This window comes from Nostoc sp. DedQUE02 (assembly GCF_034531035.1).
GTDB lineage: Bacteria > Cyanobacteriota > Cyanobacteriia > Cyanobacteriales > Nostocaceae > Nostoc.
Genome location: NZ_JAVRBY020000009.1, coordinates 1 through 17,861, shown reverse-complemented (window position 1 = coordinate 17,861; position 17,861 = coordinate 1). Strand labels below are relative to the sequence as shown.

General features: G+C 40.8%; 15 protein-coding genes and 2 pseudogenes. 9 read left to right on the top strand and 8 right to left on the bottom strand.

Annotation, left to right across the window (positions count from 1 at the left end; translation table 11 throughout):
• Positions 1-987 precede the first annotated feature (987 nt).
• The 4 genes from RMX98_RS10620 (at position 988) to RMX98_RS10605 (ending at position 3,439) form a co-directional block, all read left to right on the top strand.
• A complete protein-coding gene (locus tag RMX98_RS10620) occupies positions 988-2,007 on the top strand; it encodes an RpoD/SigA family RNA polymerase sigma factor (protein ID WP_322681611.1) in 1,020 nt (339 codons plus the stop codon).
• A gap of 115 nt (positions 2,008-2,122) precedes the next feature.
• Positions 2,123-2,617 carry an ureidoglycolate lyase gene (locus tag RMX98_RS10615; RefSeq protein WP_322681612.1) on the top strand — a complete coding sequence of 165 codons (495 nt, stop codon included), beginning with the start codon at positions 2,123-2,125 and terminating at the stop codon, positions 2,615-2,617.
• 174 nt (positions 2,618-2,791) lie between these two features.
• On the top strand, positions 2,792-3,139 hold the full coding sequence (locus tag RMX98_RS10610) for a translation initiation factor (RefSeq protein ID WP_322681613.1): 348 nt from the start codon (positions 2,792-2,794) through the stop codon (positions 3,137-3,139).
• 141 nt (positions 3,140-3,280) lie between these two features.
• On the top strand, positions 3,281-3,439 hold the full coding sequence (locus RMX98_RS10605; protein WP_179065728.1) for a YqaE/Pmp3 family membrane protein: 159 nt from the start codon (positions 3,281-3,283) through the stop codon (positions 3,437-3,439).
• A 257-nt stretch (positions 3,440-3,696) separates the two neighbouring features.
• Here the strand turns inward: RMX98_RS10605 and RMX98_RS10600 are convergent, their stop codons facing one another.
• The 4 genes from RMX98_RS10600 to lpdA all read right to left on the bottom strand — a co-directional run bounded on the left by RMX98_RS10600 (position 3,697) and on the right by lpdA (position 7,792).
• Entirely contained in the window at positions 3,697-4,365 is a 669-nt protein-coding gene (locus RMX98_RS10600; RefSeq protein ID WP_322681614.1) for a carbonic anhydrase, read from the bottom strand.
• A 516-nt stretch (positions 4,366-4,881) separates the two neighbouring features.
• Positions 4,882-5,133, bottom strand: a complete 252-nt coding sequence (locus tag RMX98_RS10595) for a DUF5340 domain-containing protein (RefSeq protein ID WP_094349807.1) — start codon at positions 5,131-5,133, stop codon at positions 4,882-4,884.
• A gap of 240 nt (positions 5,134-5,373) precedes the next feature.
• Positions 5,374-6,264 (bottom strand): indole-3-glycerol phosphate synthase TrpC, encoded by an 891-nt coding sequence (trpC, locus tag RMX98_RS10590; protein ID WP_322681615.1) that lies wholly within the window; start codon positions 6,262-6,264, stop codon positions 5,374-5,376.
• Between the two features lie 97 nt (positions 6,265-6,361).
• Positions 6,362-7,792: a dihydrolipoyl dehydrogenase gene (lpdA, locus tag RMX98_RS10585; RefSeq protein ID WP_322681616.1), complete on the bottom strand. Its 1,431-nt coding sequence runs from the start codon at positions 7,790-7,792 to the stop codon at positions 6,362-6,364.
• A 428-nt stretch (positions 7,793-8,220) separates the two neighbouring features.
• Between lpdA and RMX98_RS10580 the strand changes: the two genes are divergently transcribed.
• Both RMX98_RS10580 and RMX98_RS10575 read left to right on the top strand, forming a co-directional pair.
• Positions 8,221-9,996: an SWIM zinc finger domain-containing protein gene (locus tag RMX98_RS10580; RefSeq protein WP_322681640.1), complete on the top strand. Its 1,776-nt coding sequence runs from the start codon at positions 8,221-8,223 to the stop codon at positions 9,994-9,996.
• 641 nt (positions 9,997-10,637) lie between these two features.
• A pseudogene (locus tag RMX98_RS10575) lies at positions 10,638-10,769 on the top strand (DUF4351 domain-containing protein); the annotation flags it as partial.
• On the opposite strand, the gene RMX98_RS10570 reads toward RMX98_RS10575, so the two are convergent.
• A complete protein-coding gene (locus tag RMX98_RS10570; RefSeq protein WP_322679657.1) occupies positions 10,766-11,665 on the bottom strand; it encodes an aspartoacylase in 900 nt (299 codons plus the stop codon). The pseudogene RMX98_RS10575 and the gene RMX98_RS10570 sit on opposite strands and share 4 nt — an antisense overlap.
• A gap of 274 nt (positions 11,666-11,939) precedes the next feature.
• Between RMX98_RS10570 and RMX98_RS10565 the strand changes: the two genes are divergently transcribed.
• The 3 genes from RMX98_RS10565 to RMX98_RS10555 all read left to right on the top strand — a co-directional run bounded on the left by RMX98_RS10565 (position 11,940) and on the right by RMX98_RS10555 (position 14,743).
• Entirely contained in the window at positions 11,940-13,121 is a 1,182-nt protein-coding gene (locus RMX98_RS10565) for an AGE family epimerase/isomerase (protein WP_322679656.1), read from the top strand.
• Positions 13,122-13,177: 56 nt separating this feature from the next.
• Entirely contained in the window at positions 13,178-13,765 is a 588-nt protein-coding gene (locus RMX98_RS10560; RefSeq protein ID WP_322679655.1) for a Uma2 family endonuclease, read from the top strand.
• A 495-nt stretch (positions 13,766-14,260) separates the two neighbouring features.
• Entirely contained in the window at positions 14,261-14,743 is a 483-nt protein-coding gene (locus RMX98_RS10555) for a cupin domain-containing protein (RefSeq protein ID WP_322679654.1), read from the top strand.
• A gap of 230 nt (positions 14,744-14,973) precedes the next feature.
• On the opposite strand, the gene RMX98_RS10550 is transcribed toward RMX98_RS10555, so the two are convergent.
• The 3 genes and pseudogenes from RMX98_RS10550 to RMX98_RS10540 all read right to left on the bottom strand — a co-directional run.
• Complete coding sequence (locus RMX98_RS10550; protein ID WP_322679653.1) at positions 14,974-15,645, bottom strand: DUF4926 domain-containing protein; 672 nt, start codon at positions 15,643-15,645, stop codon at positions 14,974-14,976.
• A 5-nt stretch (positions 15,646-15,650) separates the two neighbouring features.
• Complete coding sequence (locus RMX98_RS10545) at positions 15,651-15,986, bottom strand: DUF6883 domain-containing protein (RefSeq protein ID WP_322679652.1); 336 nt, start codon at positions 15,984-15,986, stop codon at positions 15,651-15,653.
• Positions 15,983-17,788: pseudogene (locus RMX98_RS10540) on the bottom strand (COR domain-containing protein); the annotation flags it as partial. The pseudogene RMX98_RS10540 and the gene RMX98_RS10545, both read right to left, overlap by 4 nt.
• Positions 17,789-17,861 lie beyond the last annotated feature (73 nt).

Genomic DNA, 17,861 nt, shown 5'->3' with positions numbered 1-17,861 from the left:
GTGCATAACAATCAACTAAGCACCCTTACATAAAAATCTTTTCGCTTTAGGAGGATATTAGGGCGATCGCGGGTGTTGGTGTCTTGCCAAGTATTATCCTTAGTGCTAGTCTTACCACTGTTACTACTTTTAGTTCATAAAATGTTTCCAGAAGTAATTATATTGATTATACCGCATTCAATGCAGACATCTGTGACACAAGTCCAATTGTCACAGATGTCTGCGTCTTTGTCATCCTAAATTCCTAATTATTAAGTATTTGACCGAACTCCTAAAAAAGCTGTTCTTGAGCAAGGGGAGTAGGAGAAGTGCTTTATTTTATGTTTCATGACCGCCCGTTATGTACTCAGCTTGATATGATTGGATTATCTAGTAAAAAAACAGAGGTAAAAAATGCACTCCATTAATCAGAATTACATGAAAGTATAAGCAGGCTATTAACACTCAAACAATGAAACTTTTCTGATTTAATAAATCTAGTTTAAGTTTGAGAGTTGCTGTTAATAACTTCTCTTTGAGATCAGAAAGTACTAGAGCGATAATTTTTTACTTTTTTTAGAAACTATATTTGATAATTCAACTAAATATAATAATTTAGGTTAAAAAATATATGCAAAAATCGAGAATAAAGGAGTGGAATTACTTGAAAAAATATGCTAATGATACTTGAGTTAATTGATTTGTGACTGATGATGTTATTATTAAGGAGTGGGTTGATTTTGGGTTTATTATCTCCAACAATTAACTTGTAATGTATCATAGACCGGAATTCATCGGTATTGCCAATTGATTAGACCCCTTGCAGAAATCACAAATAAAACTCCAGAGAGCTAAAGTTACGCTTTGTCTGTTCTCCTGCAACCGAGGAGGGGAATAAAGAGTGCGATGTTAAAGGCTTTTGCAAGATAGCAATGCGAAATGACTGTGGGTCAGAATATCTAGACTTGATACCAATAAATTGATGAGGTTACAGAGGAGCAAATAACCATGAGCAACTTAACATCTCCACATACCGAAGTTCAAAAAACCAAGAAAAAAAGTTTAGCCGCAGATAAAAGACCTCGAGCTACAGATGATATTGTGCGTAGTTATCTGCAAGAGATCGGGCGTGTAGATTTGTTGACTCGCGAACAAGAGGTTATTTTTGCCCAACAAGTGCAGCAGATGATGAATTTATTAGCTGCTAAAGAAGAATTGGCTGTCAAATTAAACCACGAACCCATACTGCAAGAATGGGCAAATGGGGTGGAATTAAGTGTCGAAGAGTTAGAGCAACAGCTAAATTTAGGACACCACGCCAAGCAGAAAATGATTCAGGCTAATCTCCGGTTAGTGGTAGCTGTGGCAAAGAAATACCAGCACCGTAACCTGGAATTTATGGATTTAATTCAAGAAGGTACTTTAGGTTTAGAGCGAGGTGTGGATAAATTTGATCCCGCCCTTGGTTATAAGTTTTCTACCTACGCTTACTGGTGGATTCGTCAAGGAATCACACGAGCGATCGCTCAACAAGGACGTACAATTCGTTTACCGATCCACGTCTTTGAGAAACTGAACAAAATTAAACGGGTGCAGCGAGAATTATCTCAACAATTGGGTCGCGTTCCCACTACTGCTGAAATTGCCACTGCTTTATCTTTGACACCTAGCCAAGTTCGAGAGTGTTTGTACTTGGCGCGTCAACCTTTCTCTCTAGAGGCGCGAGTTGGTGAACAACAAGATACAGAATTGCAGGACATACTGGAGGATGATGGCCCTTCTCCTGAAGATTATGCCGTTGAAGAATCTCTCCACCAAGACTTACAAGACTTATTGGCAAAGTTGTCTCCCCAACAGCGAGAAATATTAACCTTGCGTTTTGGTCTAACTGATGGGTATGAACTTTCTTTAGCACAGATTGGCGATCGCATGGGTATTAGTCGAGAACGGGTGCGTCAGATAGAACAAAAAGCTCTTAGTCTCCTCCGGCGCCAAAAAGAACAAGTACGTAGTTATCTAGCTAGCTGAGGTTATTTTTTCAGAGTTTAGGGCATTTAAACTCAGGAAGTCACCATCATAACTGTGTAAAATTCAGTCATCATGGGCGAAAATAAACTTAGATAATCACTTTTAATGATTTGATATGAGCACATCAAAGACAGTGCAACAGTTGCAAGTGCAATGGGTGACTCCTGAAAACTTTCGGCGTTATGGACAGGTTATTTTTGCAAGTCTTGATGGCAAAACTTACGATGGGGAAGATGCCCAGTTAAACCTGCAAAACGGGATTCCACGATTTTATATTATGCGGTTGGAGAATATAGGGCGAAAGTTCCACGAAATTACTCGCCATATGCAATGCACTCAATGTTTGGGTTCTTTGGAAGGGAAAGATTGGTTAATTGCAGTTTGTCCTCCTCATAATGATGTGAGTGAACCAACATTAGAAGAAATTGCTGCTTTCCGCATTCCGGGGAATTGTTTTATCAAGCTACATGAGGGTACTTGGCACGCTGGCCCTCATTTTGACCATGAAGCTGTGGATTTTTATAATTTGGAACTAGCTGATACAAATATGGTGGATCATTTCACCCATGATTTTCTCAAGAGTCATCGATTAGAGTTTGAGATGGTTTAGGTAAGATTAGTTTAATTATTGATATAGACAAGCCATTTTCCTGAATCAGTTCAAGTATTACGTCAGTTTGGTTATGATGTATGGAGTGTAATGTTAGCCTAGAAATTGTATCCCAGCAGAATGGTTGCGTAGAAGTTTCCACTGCTTTTGAAATTTTTCTTAAACATTCATTTTATGTCTTCTTCCAAGTCTCAATCTTCTGACAAAAGCTTTGTCTACCGCGAATTTGGCAACGACAACTCCGCCGCCACAGAAAGACCAATTCCAGAACTACCCCCACAACAACAAAATCTGAAAGTACAAGCTTCCCGCAAAGGACGCAAAGGCAAAACCGTCACAGTCGTTAGTGGTTTTCAAGCCAAACCGGAAACATTAGCAGATTTAGTGAAGCAGTTGAAAACCCAGTGCGGATCGGGTGGGACACTTAAAGACAACGAAATTGAAATTCAGGGCGAACACAAACAGAAAATTCTTGATATTTTGACTAAGCTAGGTTACAAAGCCAAAATTAGCGGTGGCTAATCTTGAGTGCGGTTTACCGTATCTAAACCGCGATCTAGATTAAGAGAGGAAATGTTATCTTTGAGAGGTACAAATATGCTTGAACAGTGGTGAATTAGTTTGCCAACAAGCTGTCTTTTCTGAGATAAACAGGAGGTTTAAATGGATTTAGTTCGGATTCTGTGTGCCATTTTCCTGCCGCCTTTGGGAGTTTTTTTACAAGTAGGTTTTGGTATAGACTTTTGGATTAATATACTTTTGACACTTTTTGGTTACATTCCTGGAATTATTCATGCAGTTTGGATAATTGCTAAGAAATAATTAATTTTTTGTATTAATTAGTTTGGACGTATCAATTTCGCCTTTACTAATTCTGAGAGAGACAATTCATATCATGAATTGCCTCTCTTAAAAAAGTTAGGAAATTCACTGCTTTGTATTTGTAACTTTGATTAAACAAAAATATTTAAAAATCCTGTTTTATTTTTGAATTATACATAGACATTGTCTAATAAAATCCGATATCTAAATAAAAGTTTTAAAAACAGTATTTATCAAGTTTGGAGGTAAACACCGAATTACCTCTCATTTTTTAACATGGCATAAAGTCTAAACTCTAGAAGCAAGGGGCAGATGTGCAATTGCCATTGCCCAGTTGAAACGTTCAAATCTTTGATTAACCCAGTGCGAATATCTAGCACCCAGCCATGAACCATAGGTGCTTTTCGCTCATGGAGTACTTGACGCATGATGGAAGTTTGGTAAAGATTTTTCACTTGCGCCACAACATTCATTTCCGCCAAACGATTCAGACGTTCTTCTCTTGTTGGCAAGGCATCAATTTCTTCTTGTTTTTCTAAATACAGTTCCCGAATCGGATTTACCCAGTTATCAAGAATTCCGATGGTTCTACCTTCTAAAGCTGCCTTGATTCCTCCGCAATCATAGTGACCACAAACGATAATGTGTTCCACTTTTAGATGTAAAATTGCGTATTCTAAAACGGCTAAAAAGTTAATATCCGTTAAAGAAACTTGATTGGCGATATTACGATGTACAAATAACTCTCCTGGTTCTGTACGGGTAAACTTTGTTAATGCCAGACGACTATCAGAACACCCGATGTATAGAAAAGGTGGTGTTTGTCCGTTAGATAATTCTTGAAAGTAAGTTGGGTCTAGAGCTAGCTTTTCTGCAACCCAAGCCTGATTATTTCTAAGTAGTTCATCAATGCTGTTGTATTTCATCTTTCGTCAAATTCGAGAGAGAATCTCATTAATATTTTATTTTAACTTATCTACAGTTTTGTCTAAATCAAGATGAACTTTTTCAGAGCTAAAATCTTATAAAGATGACAATCTTTTTCTATAGCATTAATAGATCGTGAGAGGTAGCTATGATGTGCCTTATATAATTAGTAAATACCATCAGTTAGTAATTTAGAGAAAAAATAACTATGTATAACTTGAGGAAAGTAGCTCAATAAAGTATAAATTTATATTAATTAAAGTCTGAGCGTTAAGACTGCGGATTTAAAATCTTTATATAGCATTGCTAGATATTTTTGCAAAGCTGAAAAATTTCTGTAACTAGAATCTATGTAACTCTTTTTAAATCACACCTCAAACTGTGCATTTGATTCAACCAAGTGCGCTGGAACTTTTAAACACTTACTACTTGAATACACAGAGACCTTTCTGATGATGGGAAGCTAACTTAACAAAGATGCCAAATTTGAGGTTGAGATATTTAAGTTACCAACTTCAATCGGGGGCAACAACTTTGTTATCGTTATGATGGTTAATTGACCAACGGTGATCGATAGTTACAGAGGAAAACTCGCAAATTTCTTCTAGTCGCTTTTGCTGTACAGCAGCTTTACGGAGAGTAATAATTAACTGATTTACCTGATGCCGTAAATCTGGGTTATCATTGACTGCTAACATAGTTTGTCTTTCTAAGAGTTGAAGTATAAGTTCGTAGTGAATAGGCGAAGGTAGAGGAATTTGCTCCATGAAGTTAACTTTTGATTTCATATTTGGGATTTTCTATTAGTCACGGTTTATTTCTTGTTAATAAATTGTTACATAATAAATAACTAGTTGCTTATGGCTTTGGTTTGATTAGCAATGAAGATTTGGCAAAGATATTGATGATATTTGATAGCAAAGTGCTGCGTATATACGCATAGTATGCCCAATTGCTCAACTATTATGTGCAGCCCTGCGCCTTTTAGGGCAGATGGGGTGTTTATTTCAAAAATTCTTCGGTAATATACGAGCGATCGCAGCGCCGGGATCTGGTTGTTTTACCAAAGATTCTCCAATGAGTACAGCAGATGCACCTGCTGTCAGCACTAAACTCAAATCTTCTGGGTTGTGTAGTCCTGACTCGCTAACAACAAGGATATTTTTCTCTTGCAATTGTCTACTTCTTGCAGCCAAAAGTTGGCAAGTAGTTTGCAGATCGACAGAGAAATCTTCCAAATTGCGATTATTGATACCTATTAAGGAGACTCCATCTAAGGCTAACACCCGGTCAAGTTCTGCCAAACTATGGACTTCAATCAAAACTGCCATTTTCAGGTTATTAGCAATTTTCAGGAAGTATTGCAAATCTCGATCGCTGAGGATAGCTGCAATCAACAAAATCGCATCTGCACCCTGAACCCGCGCTAAGTACATCTGATAAGGATAGATGACAAACTCTTTACACAGTAGGGGCAAATTTACGGCAGCCCGGACTTTGGCTAAATTGTCAAAACTACCTTGAAAGAACTTGACATCTGTCAGCACAGAAAGACAACTAGCACCTCCTTGCTGATAAGACAGGGCGATCACTACTGGGTCAAAATCTGCTCGTAAAACGCCTTTACTCGGTGAAGCTTTTTTCACTTCGGCAATCAATGCTGGCTTTGTCTTACCTTGACGCAAAGCGGCAACAAAATCACGGGTTGGTGGCGCAGAGAGTGCTTGATGTTGCAATTCCCGTAAAGGCAGCCTTTCACGCATTTGGTCAACTTCTACTTCTTTATGCCAGACAATTTCTTCCAAAATATTGTTTGGCGCTGCATCAGGTACGGCAGCCTGATAACGTAATATGGACACGGAAATAGCTGGGTTAGGTGAACGGCGACGGATTTGCATAATTAGTCACTAGTCATTGGTCATTAGTCATTAGTCATTGATCGGTGGTCATTTGTCCTTGTTTATTAGCAAAGGACAAATGACAAAGAACAAATAACTAAATTGCGATCGCTCGTTTATAAGCTTCGTCTAAAACTTCCGAGAGTGTCGGGTGGGCGTGAACTAGATGTGCGAGACTTTGGACAGATTGACGGTTGGCGATCGCAGCTGAGGCTTCATGAATTAAGTCTGAGGCGTGCAGTCCGAAAATGTGGACGCCCAAGACTTCTCCGGTGTCTTTGCGATATATCACCTTGGCAATACCGTCAGCTTCATTTTCTGCCAACGCTTTGGAATTTCCTTTGAAGTAACTCCTACTGGTGGCAATTTCAAACCCTTCAGCTTGTCCTAACTCCTTAGCTGCTGTTTCAGTTAAGCCTACATAGCTGACCTCTGGGTGGGTAAAGGCCGCTGCGGGGATGCTGCGATAGTCTACTATTCTTTCCCTCCCAACTATATTTTCTACGGCGATGATGCCTTGAGCAGAAGCCGCATGTGCTAACATCATCTTCCCATTAGCATCGCCAATTGCCCACAAATGCGGTACGACTTCACCTGCTGATAGTACTGCCATGCGATCGTCTACTGGAATAAAATTCCGCCGATCGAGTTCCACACCCACAGACTCTAAACCAAGATTTTTGGTCGCTGGGATGCGTCCCGTAGCCACCAAACAAGCATCTACTTCGATGACATCTATATCTTCCTTGGTTTTGAAATCTGCTAACTCAATTACTACAGGTGAACCGGGAATGACTTTTTTAGCGTATATCCCGACTTTTGTTTCAATATCGCGGGGAGTAATTAACACCCGTTCGGCAAGTTTGGCAATATCGCGGTCAAATCCTGGCATTAACTGATCTAGGGCTTCAATCAAAGTGATTTCACAACCCAAAGCTGAGTAAATATCAGAAAATTCTAAGCCGATGTAACCACTACCAATAATTGCTACCCACTCTGGTAGCGATTCCAACTTCACACCTTGATCGCTGGTAAAGACAGTTTTGCCGTCTACTTCAATCCCTGGAGGCACAAAAGGAATTGAACCTGGCGAAAGGATAATGTCTTTGGCTGTAATGGTTTTTTCACCGCCGTCTCCAGTAATAGAGATTTTTTGCGCGCCAGCGATTTTTCCCCAACCTCTGATAATATCGACCCCTAGACGTTTGAGGCTGTTGGTTAAGTCGCCTTGAAGTTTTGAGACAAGATTGGTAGCATGATCGGCGATCGCTTGGCGATCGAATTCTACGCTACCAATTTGAATTCCCAGTGATTTGAGGTGGTGGGCATTGCGTAACTCCCGCACACGTCCAGATGCTGCCAGCAGCGCTTTAGAAGGAATACAGCCCCGATTAACACAGGTTCCTCCCATATCAGCAGCTTCAATAATTGCTGTTTTCAAACCACAACTTACGGCGTGTAAGGCTGCGCCATGTCCGCCTACACCAGCGCCGATAATTACTAAATCGTAATCATATCCTTGACTCACGTTAGTTTCCCCGTCTGCTTCGCCTATTTATTCTCAACTTGACCGACAATCAGCGCAACCCTTTTAACAGTTATCAGTTATCAGTTTTATCGCTGAACTCTAAATCCCTTACCTTACATTACCCTGACTGTTTACTGTTGACTGTTCACTGATTTCAGGTTTGGGTATTGCTAACTCAAATTATGATTCACTCACTTCTGGCGAAAATATGGATATTTTCATTATATGGGTTGGTTTTCCCAGAAAAGCGACAAGAAATTAAGTGAGTATTTGCAGGGCAATGAAGCTGATTACCAGTTCTAAGCGACTTAATGAATAGAAATTGCAGTCTTATTGAGAGTATCCACACCTTTTTCTTTACAGGGCGTTAGCGTAACACTAAGCTGGGTTTAGGATTGATCCAGAAGATTTACGCAGGCGATCGCTCGATGTCTATTCCCCAAATTAGTGAATTTACTATCCGCCGTCATGCCAACGCCAAATCTTTCCAGCGAGGCGAGGCATATTATAACGCTGGTGCTGTTAATGCCGTTATCCAACGTGGTCATCAGCTTCAGGCAGATGTTATAGGCACGGAAGCTAGACCTTATCATGTCAGCCTGAATTTCGATAGTAGTGGGTTAACCTCAGTAAAATGCACCTGTGCCTACGACTATGAAGGGTGGTGCAAACACATTGTAGCGACGATGCTCGTTTGTGCGCGTAATTCAGAAAATATTGAGCAGCGCCCCACCCTTGAGGAACTACTAAATCGCCTGGATCATATCCAAACTCAAAGACTGCTGCAAGGGTTGGTAGCAGAATACCCCCCCCTAATTGAGGCAATTGACCGTCATGTAAGTTGGATGACGAATCCTGCTGACAACCAAACAGCGATAAAATTCGTGCGCCGCAATACTCTTGATCCTGCTCCCTTTCGGCGGCAAGTACGGCAGATTCTCAAGGATACCGTGCGCTACTTTGAGGAGGGATACGAAGATGACCCGATTGGCGAAGATTTGCTGAGTGTAGTGCAAACTGCGGTAGATTTTAGCGAACGGGGAGAAGGTGAAAATGCGATCGCTATTTTGGAGGCGATTACTTCTACCTGTGTGGAAAATTGGGATGATGTTGCCGAATACGGCGCTGAAAATGATGAAGTTGTCGCGGAATTAAATAATGCTTGGTGTGAAGCAATTCTCAGCACCGAACTTACTCCAGAAGAAAAAGTTGATATTCAAATAAATTTAGAAGCTTGGCAAGATGAGTGGAATGCTGATTTTGATCTAGTTATGGAGGCTTTACGCCAAGGTTGGGATTATCCGCCACTGGTACAAGTTCTTCAAGGTAACATTACTGAAAGGGGAGCATGGGAAGAAGATGTACCAGATTATGCTGATGATTTGGCATTAATTCGCCTGAAAATTCTCGAACGTCAAGAACGTTATCAAGAATACTTGTATTTAGCAGAAGCAGAAGGGCAAACCCAGCAATATCTGACAATGTTGGGGCGTTTAGGCAGGGTGGAAGAAGCAATTGATGCCGCTCAAACCCAGATGAACTCAATGGAAGATGCCTTTGCCCTAGCGAAAACACTCAGCATTCAAGGAGCATTACAGCAAGCATTAGATATAGCCGAGAGTGGATTAAATTTACCGGGTAATTGTCAGTACGAATTGGCAATTTGGACAAGTGATTTAGCTATTGAATTGGGTAATAGTGAAGCTGCTTTATTAGCAATCAAGGCCGCTTTTCAAATGAAGCCCTCCTTTGTGGATTACCAAAAGATGGCAGAATTGGCTGGGGAAAACTGGGAAAGTGTCAAAACAGACCTGCTGAGAATTATCCGTACTTGTAATGGTTGGGGAACAGAATCAGCCAAGGTAGATATATTCTTGCATGAGGGGCTAATTGATGATGCAATTGCGATCGCTAGCGAACTAAGTTCCGATCGTTCAGAGTTAATTCACCGAGTCATGGATGCTGCTATTCCTCATAATCCTGGTTGGGTAATTGCTAATGCTCGTCGCCGTGCCGAAAAGATTATGGATGCAGGTAAAGCCGAATACTACTATTACGCGGTTGAATGGTTAAAAAAGGCGCGTAATGCCTACCTGAAATCTGGGAAGAAAGCTGACTGGTTAAGCTATCGGGAAAACTTGATGCAAACTCACGCCCGTAAACGTAAATTGATGGGAATGTTTAAGGAAAGTGGTATGGAGTGAAGAGGGCAGCAGGTAGGAGGTTTCAATAGACTTTTTGGCAAAAGTCGGGGTAAAGGTGAAGGGGAAAAGGGTAAAGAAACTCAAAATCCTTTCCCTTTAACCTTTACCCTTTACCCTTTACCCTAAGAGTGCAAAAATATATTTTTGCAAGAGGTCTAATGAGCGGTGTGGCTTGTCTTTCAGAGACGCACAAGGGGAAGACCTACACTGATTGCAGTACACTAAATCAGAAATTTGATATCAGATTTAAACTGCAAAAAAAGCACGGAGACGCTACGCATAGCTTGCTTCCACGTAGTGGTATGGGAAGCCTTTGACTAGATAAATTTTGCCTACCAAGGATTTCGGGCAATGCATAATTAATTTCACCAGATATCTCATTGATACTTTTACAGCGATTTTCAGGTAAATGAACCACAAATAGACCTCTCTCCTAAAAGGCTACGGTGTACACACAAGTCCTAAAAACCCAGCTTGATCGGGCTTGATATCATGTCCGCCTAAGGCATTGCTGATTGCGGTATGAAAAATAATTTTGCGTTATTTCAAAATCCTTGTAGAGACTAGCAATTGCAACGTCTCTACATCCAAATTCATACCTCGATTCAGCAACACCGTAATATCATAGTAAGCGCCTTGGAGAACTGTCTGAGGAAATTCGCTCCTCAATTTCTGGTTTACCTTTGCCTGTACTCGAAGAATTGAGCGATGTATTGCTTGATTTTCCTACCTTGACTGATTTGCAATCTTGGTTAGAAGGGCGAATAAATTAAACTACCTTTTCCTGCTTTTGACTTAAATACATGGCAATTCCTTTCTCGTAGTAAGCTGCTTCATTAATAAAAATAGGATAAACAGTAGATTCTCCCTCATAGAAAATATCTTTTCCTTCAAAAGTCAGAAACATTGGATCGCCTGGATGCAGAGGTTCATAATCCCTAAACTGAAGCTGGGGGTGAATCATGGCTTGAATCTCCCCGCGTAGTCCCAGCTCACCATAAGCATCGCTTCTAGGATAATCGATAGTCCCAATGTATTGATAGAGTGTAAGCGTGTTGTTTATCTGCGGAATATTACCTTGGTTGCAACTTTGAAAATAGTCTAAAATTGCATAAATAAGCTGCTCTGTTTGCTGAAATAATTCAGCGTTTAAAATATTCTGAGCCACAGCCCCAACTTCTATAACAAAACCCAATTCACACAAAGAACGGAGAAATCCACCTTCTCTAGATTGTTGATTAACAAAAACCTTTACCATCGGATTTATAGAACTTAAATAAGCGCCTAACCGAAGTAATAAAGGATGCATATCACAAAAAATCAGACTTAATCCCATGTTGGCAGTTGTGCTATGCAAATCAACAATTACATCTACAAAGGGCTGATTTTGCGGTTGCAATATCTGTTGAATTGCTTTTGCCCGTTGATCTTCATAACTTGAGAGTTGGGGATTTTGTAAACCTTGATTAGTAAAGCAACGATTTAAATCCTTGTCAATGTATCGTTTGCCTTCTTCAATAGCTTTGAGATTGCCAAGTAATGCCAGAGTTTCAAAACTTGCTCTGTTGATTAAATTAGGATATTTCTGAAACTTTTTGACTAAATGTACTCCTGTTAACTCATTACCGTGGTTTCCTCCAACGATCGCAACTCGTTCAATCTGACTCATAACAACCTCATCTCTAAAAAACTACCCTACGGTTATTGAGAATTGTGCAAGATCCAAGATAGAAGTATAACTTCTGCTGACTAAATCTTGTAAAAGACGGACGCGATGTCTACGACGGGCTATGACGCTCTCCACGAGACGCTAAAAGCGTAGCTTGCTTTTCTAAAAGAGTACGCGCACTCGCTACCGCTACGCTATCGGTGTCGCTGCATGTTCGAGTCAAAATATGATAACTGTTAAGCTGTTAGTCTTGGTACAAAAAGGGAGCAAATTTATGGAGAAGGACTTTCAAACGCTCGCTGAACTTTACAAAAACGCCCTCCTCAACGACGTACTCCCATTTTGGGAAAAATATTCTCCCGATTGGCAGCAAGGCGGCTATTTTACCTGCCTCGATCGCGAAGGCAAAATTTATGATACAGACAAATTCATCTGGCTGCAAAACCGTCAGGTGTGGACTTTTTCGATGCTTTACAACCAGCTAGAAAAGCGCGAAAACTGGCTGAAAATTGCCAGCAATGGCGCTAATTTTCTCGCCCAACATGGCAGAGATAGCGATGGTAACTGGTATTTTGCCCTCACCCGTGAAGGTAAACCATTGGTTCAGCCTTACAATATCTTTTCTGATTGCTTTGCAGCGATGGCATTTAGTCAATATGCACTCGCTGGCGGCGAAGAATGGGCAAAGGATGTGGCGATGCAGGCTTATAACAACGTATTACGCCGCAAGGATAACCCCAAGGGCAAATATAATAAAACCTATCCCGGCACACGCCCGATGAAATCATTGGCTGTACCGATGATTTTAGCCAACCTGACTCTAGAAATGGAATGGTTGTTACCAAAGGAAACGCTAGAAAATGTCCTAGCTGAGACAGTCCGCGAAGTAATGACCGATTTTCTCGACCCAGAACGGGGACTAATGTACGAAAATGTTGCCCCTGACGGTTCGCACCTAGATTGTTCTGAGGGACGGCTGATTAATCCAGGTCACGGCATCGAAGCGATGTGGTTTATCATGGATATCGCACGTCGGAAAAACGACACCAAAACTATTAACCAAGCCGTTGATGTGGTGTTAAATATCTTGAATTTTGCTTGGGATAACGAGTACGGCGGATTGTATTACTTTATGGATGCAGACGGTCATCCTCCACAACAATTGGAATGGGATCAAAAGCTGTGGTGGGTTCACCTAGAATCTTTGGTTGCATTAGCGATGGGCGATCGCCTGACCGGGCGTGAGGTATGTTGGGAATGGTATGAAAAGATGCACGATTACGCCTGGTCACACTTTGCTGATTCAGAATACGGTGAATGGTTTGGCTATCTGAATCGGCGTGGAGAAGTATTGTTGAACCTCAAAGGTGGCAAATGGAAAGGATGTTTTCATGTACCGCGTGCATTGTACCTTTGTTGGCAACAATTTGAAGCATTGCAAAACCTGGGGCAGTAAACAACGCAGTCAGTTTAATCTTTGCTAGTGTACAAGTACTCTTGGAAAGATGTCTTATGAATGTTGTGACACCTAAGCGATTTACGATCGCAGAATACCATCAATTGATTGAACTCGGATTTCTCACAGAGGGCGATCGTATTGAATTAATTCGGGGGGAACTGATTCAAATGACAGCAAAGGGAACGCCTCATACAGTTTGTAGTTCTATCCTATGCCGTCAATTGGATCGGCTATTAGGCGATCGAGCAGTCATCCGCGGACAAGATCCGATCACTCTTCCTAATCAGAGTGAGCCTGAACCGGATGTTGTCATTGCAATAGGAAGAGATGAAGATTATCTCGCTCATCATCCCTATCCAGAAGATATTTTGTTAGTAATTGAAATTTCGGATAAAACCCTAGATTACGACCAAACAACCAAGCTGTCTTTGTATGCAGAAGCCGGAATTTCTCATTACTGGATTGTGAATTTACCGGCTCGTCAAGTTGAGTGTCATAGTCAGCCATATCAAAATGCTCAAAATAAGTTTAGCTATCTCAGCAAGCAGATTTCTCTATCTAACCAGTCAGTAGCAATTCCTGGATTTGAAGATGCATTATTAGACTTGAATCGATTGTTTCCAGAAGGTGGTAGTGAATGATTTTGTTGGTGCGATCGCAAAAAAAAGTGTTCTATTTTCTGAAATACGTTTAAATACCGATACCTTATGTTTTAAATGGTTGATATTATACTAACATATACAAAGACTATACTATTAGTATGTACCACATCGAACTAATTATATTAATTTTGGATTTGTTTCCGAATTACATGGGTTCAGACAAGCTATTGAGAATGCTAAAAATGCTTGATAATCATTTTAATGTAATTGACAGGCAGATAAGTGAAATAAAATCTCTTCTGTCTATGCTGTAAGTTAGCAATCTTGATAAAGATGAAATAGGTTTTGAAGACATATTCAAAAAATATTTCAAAATCGCGGCTGAAAGCTACATTGAACTTAATCCAGAAAGAGCAGATGAAGTTCAAAATGTACTCAAAAAACTATCTGAATAGCACTAGTAAGTTAAGTAATTAGGCAAACTAAACACAAAATGATTTAATTAAAGGTATTGCCTAAACAAAAATTTTTAATATGAGAAAACTGTCTTTAATTCTCCCCTTAGCTATCCTAGCTTTTGGCAGTGTAGTTGTTAAGAGCCAAGAAATCTCCTCACCCAATACTTACACTCAATCTGTTACCCGTGAAGTTTTAGCGAGTGGTTATCCTACTCAAGATAAAAAGCAGATTCTTGAGCTTGTACGCTATACCATCGCACCAAGAGCAAAACTCCCTACTCATACTCATCCGGGAATGCAGATTGAACGAGTAGAGGCAGGAAGTTTAACTTATACTGTTGTGCAAGGAGAAGCTAAAGTAACGAAAGCTAACGGCACAGAATTGATTCTTCAAAAAGGGAAAACTATACAGCTTACAGTGGGAGATTCTTTAGTTGAATCTACCGGAATGGTTCATTATGCAGAAAACCAAACAAACAAGCCGATTATTCTCTTGTCTGCTTCTTTATTTAATGCTAATCAACCCAAAGCTATTTTAACTAATCCTGAAAACAGATAAATTTTTCAATCTGCTTGTTCTTCTGGCTTAGTATCTTCATTATTAATTACAAACTAAATTCTGCTGCGCCATCCTCATCCACATCTGCATCCTTACCTGCGATCGCTAGTTCAATTTTCATCAAATCAAAGGCGGGAATCATTTCAAGCTATTGATGCAAAACGATCGCTTGTTTATTCTTTAATAGCTGTGAAGCTTGAATTTGCGATCGCCTCTGGAGTGAGACAAGTCTATTTAACAGAGGGAAGCTTTAGTTCGATGCCTACTTTGTTACCTATATCTATAACATTGTTTGTAAAGTCTGTTATACCTGCGATCGGGGCAGCAGCTACACTAGCAGCAGTTAGTAAAGCTAGTAGACGCTTTTTGAGTTTGGGTAAATTGCGTTCTTTTTCTGGTTTTTGAATTTCTGCTTCTACATCATCAATATCAATAATAATGTCGTCGCGGAATTCTGGCGGGAATTGGGCGGCAGTTTGGCGCATGGTGTTGATGATTTGCATCAGTTCTGCTACGCTTGCGCCGCTTGTTTGATTCAGGTTGCTTACTGTGGCTTGGGCTTGGTTTTGAGCGACAATTCCAATAGTTGCGTTTTTGAAGTCATTTTGGTTTTTATCACCTTGGATTTTATCACCTGCAACGTTATCGCCTTTGCCGAATTGATTGATGGTATTAGACATAGTTTTTAGGGGTTTGTAATGAAGTTTTAGAAGTTGATGGGCTGGTAAAGCTTGCATAGCATAGGTTTGACCATCATCATCGCTAAATTCTACTTCGTATACTTCCGGGGCGAGGATTTCGACAATGGTTCCCACTTGACCTGCAAGGAGATTATGTTCGGATAAGGGAGTTTTAAGAGCAACAATATCTAATAAATTTAGTGTATTTGGGGTCGCAAGCATGGGCATTACCTCAAAATATAGCAACTAACGAGACGGGGAAAATCTTCGGTGGGGCGGACGATCCAAGTTGTGCGAATATTAGCAGTGTTTTGGTTGCGGGTGATGGGGAAATCGACGATATAGCGTTGACCATATTCATCTAACAGGCTGGGAATTGCTTCATAATTCTGAATCGCATCTTCGATTAGCATTTGCAGAATTTCTGCATCATTGCTACCTAAGTCTAGAATAGCGGCAAATAATCTGGCTTTGTGCTTTCCGCGATTGTGTTGGGCGTTGAGGCTATAGTTTTGCAGTTTGTTGCGATCGATAAAGGCTAATTCAAAGTTGGGTAACTTCATCCGATTTTATTGCCTTCAACCTCATCGCCAGCAAAATTATCGCCTTTTCCATATTGATGATAAGTGTTATTGTACTGGTTATGAATATAAAACTGTTTTTGCCTTTCTTCCTTGGATTCATAGCCATCTAAAAGTTGACGCAGATCGAGTTTTAATCTTAGTTTGCCAATGGTGATTGTGCTTTCACCCATTGATTCTTGTCCGAGGAGTTCTTGGTAGTCGAGGGGCTGATGGTTGGGGTAATTGGGGACGGGAACCCATTCGGTGATTTCGAGATTGGGGAGACTTTTGTGAATTTTTTGGAAGACATCGCGGAGGATGCCGAGAAATAAGCGGCGGGTTTCTTTGCGTCCGCTAATGGTGATGAAGATTTTTTTGTCTTCGGGATCGGCTTTGATCCGAGCGATGTTGTAGATTTCGTTGTTGTCTTGATATTGCAGCATTACGCCACTGCGCCAATAGATTTGGTTATGAATTTTTTCGTGGGTGATGACGATGAAGCGGGAGATGATGCTTTCGGGGAGAACTTTGTAATGGTATTGAAATTCCAGGGTTTCGCCGTCGAGTTCTGTTTCGTCTGGTTGGTCTTTAGGCAGAAGTCCCGCAATTAGAAATTGTGGTGGGTGACATTCTAGTGCAAAGCAAAGCTCAAATTCTTTCATCAGCCCGATCAGATATTCGTGACGCTTGGCGGGGTAGCGCTCTGGATTGAGGATGCGGGTGAGATCGGCGGGAGTGAAAATGCCTTTGGTTTTAGTTTTGAGGTTTTCATCGCTCAGGAGCGCGTAAATGCCTTCTGTCACCCAGTTGGGTTTGAGGACGTTGGTATCTTTGAGGATGGGATGCTCGCGGAAGTTGAGAACTAAGCCAAGCCGATGGAGGAGATCGATCAGTTGCTCTTGGTTTTGTTCTTCGGGAATATTATTTTTGTAGCAGATGCCGATATAGCTGCTGTAGGTGATGAAGTCTTCAGTCATGGATTCGAGTTGTTGTTTAACCTCAAACCATGAGAGTGGAAGAAGATCGTAAACTTCTTTGAGGTTGGCGATTTGCTGCAAAATGGCGTTGCGAAGTTCATCAATGCCGATATTGTCTTGGCAAGAGGTTTCGATAATCGCTTGGATGTTAGGATATTTTTCGCGTAATGCTTTGCGGTTGATGTCGAGGGGTTGTTCGTCTTTTTTGTTGCCAACAATAATCACGGGGGACTGTCCGCCGAAGCTTTCGATTAGTTTCAGCCAATATTCGATGCGGTTTTCTTCTTCGCTGGTGCGACAATTACAGACTAGGAGATATAGGCTGCGCTTAGTCAGAAAAAACTGATGGGTGGCATGATAAATTTCCTGTCCGCCAAAGTCCCAAACATTGAGGCGGATGTCTTTGCTATTGACCTGCACATTCCAAGTTTCTACATTAAGTCCGTCAGTTTGGGGTTGATTTTTATCATATTTATTGCGGATTAGTCGCTCGATTAGGGATGTTTTACCGACGCTGCCTTGTCCGATAAGCAAGACTTTGGCTTCGTTGACTGGACTCACTTCACCGCTACGGAGTAATCGCAAGTAATTGAAAATGTCTTTAACTGAACCAACATCATCAGAAGATCCTAAAATTTCTGGTGAAATAGGAAGCGGATTTCTCCGTAAATCTAGCTTTTCCAATTTCGGCAAACTTTCGATCCCCTCTGGAATCTGGATTATTTGGTTGGAATTGAGGTAAAGCTGGGTGAGATTGGTTAAATTAGCGATCGCCTCTGGAATCTGGGTTATTTGGTTGTAACTGATGTAAAGATAGAGAATATTATATAATTTAGATCTCGGTGGTCGAAGAATCATTAAAAAAAAAAGGGTGGGGTGGGGGTGGGGGGGGGGGGTG

What these genes read in the sequence shown, in the direction of transcription:
- RMX98_RS10610 (WP_322681613.1), top strand. Translation starts at nt 2,792, where the DNA reads ATGTCTTCTTCCAAGTCTCAATCTTCTGACAAAAGCTTTGTCTACCGC.
- RMX98_RS10570 (WP_322679657.1), bottom strand. Translation starts at nt 11,665, where the DNA reads ATGAGTCAGATTGAACGAGTTGCGATCGTTGGAGGAAACCACGGTAAT.
- RMX98_RS10555 (WP_322679654.1), top strand. Translation starts at nt 14,261, where the DNA reads ATGAGAAAACTGTCTTTAATTCTCCCCTTAGCTATCCTAGCTTTTGGC.
- RMX98_RS10565 (WP_322679656.1), top strand. Translation starts at nt 11,940, where the DNA reads ATGGAGAAGGACTTTCAAACGCTCGCTGAACTTTACAAAAACGCCCTC.
- RMX98_RS10600 (WP_322681614.1), bottom strand. Translation starts at nt 4,365, where the DNA reads ATGAAATACAACAGCATTGATGAACTACTTAGAAATAATCAGGCTTGG.
- RMX98_RS10545 (WP_322679652.1), bottom strand. Translation starts at nt 15,986, where the DNA reads ATGAAGTTACCCAACTTTGAATTAGCCTTTATCGATCGCAACAAACTG.
- RMX98_RS10615 (WP_322681612.1), top strand. Translation starts at nt 2,123, where the DNA reads ATGAGCACATCAAAGACAGTGCAACAGTTGCAAGTGCAATGGGTGACT.
- RMX98_RS10550 (WP_322679653.1), bottom strand. Translation starts at nt 15,645, where the DNA reads ATGCTTGCGACCCCAAATACACTAAATTTATTAGATATTGTTGCTCTT.
- trpC (WP_322681615.1), bottom strand. Translation starts at nt 6,264, where the DNA reads ATGCAAATCCGTCGCCGTTCACCTAACCCAGCTATTTCCGTGTCCATA.
- RMX98_RS10605 (WP_179065728.1), top strand. Translation starts at nt 3,281, where the DNA reads ATGGATTTAGTTCGGATTCTGTGTGCCATTTTCCTGCCGCCTTTGGGA.
- RMX98_RS10560 (WP_322679655.1), top strand. Translation starts at nt 13,178, where the DNA reads ATGAATGTTGTGACACCTAAGCGATTTACGATCGCAGAATACCATCAA.
- RMX98_RS10595 (WP_094349807.1), bottom strand. Translation starts at nt 5,133, where the DNA reads ATGGAGCAAATTCCTCTACCTTCGCCTATTCACTACGAACTTATACTT.
- RMX98_RS10620 (WP_322681611.1), top strand. Translation starts at nt 988, where the DNA reads ATGAGCAACTTAACATCTCCACATACCGAAGTTCAAAAAACCAAGAAA.
- RMX98_RS10580 (WP_322681640.1), top strand. Translation starts at nt 8,221, where the DNA reads ATGTCTATTCCCCAAATTAGTGAATTTACTATCCGCCGTCATGCCAAC.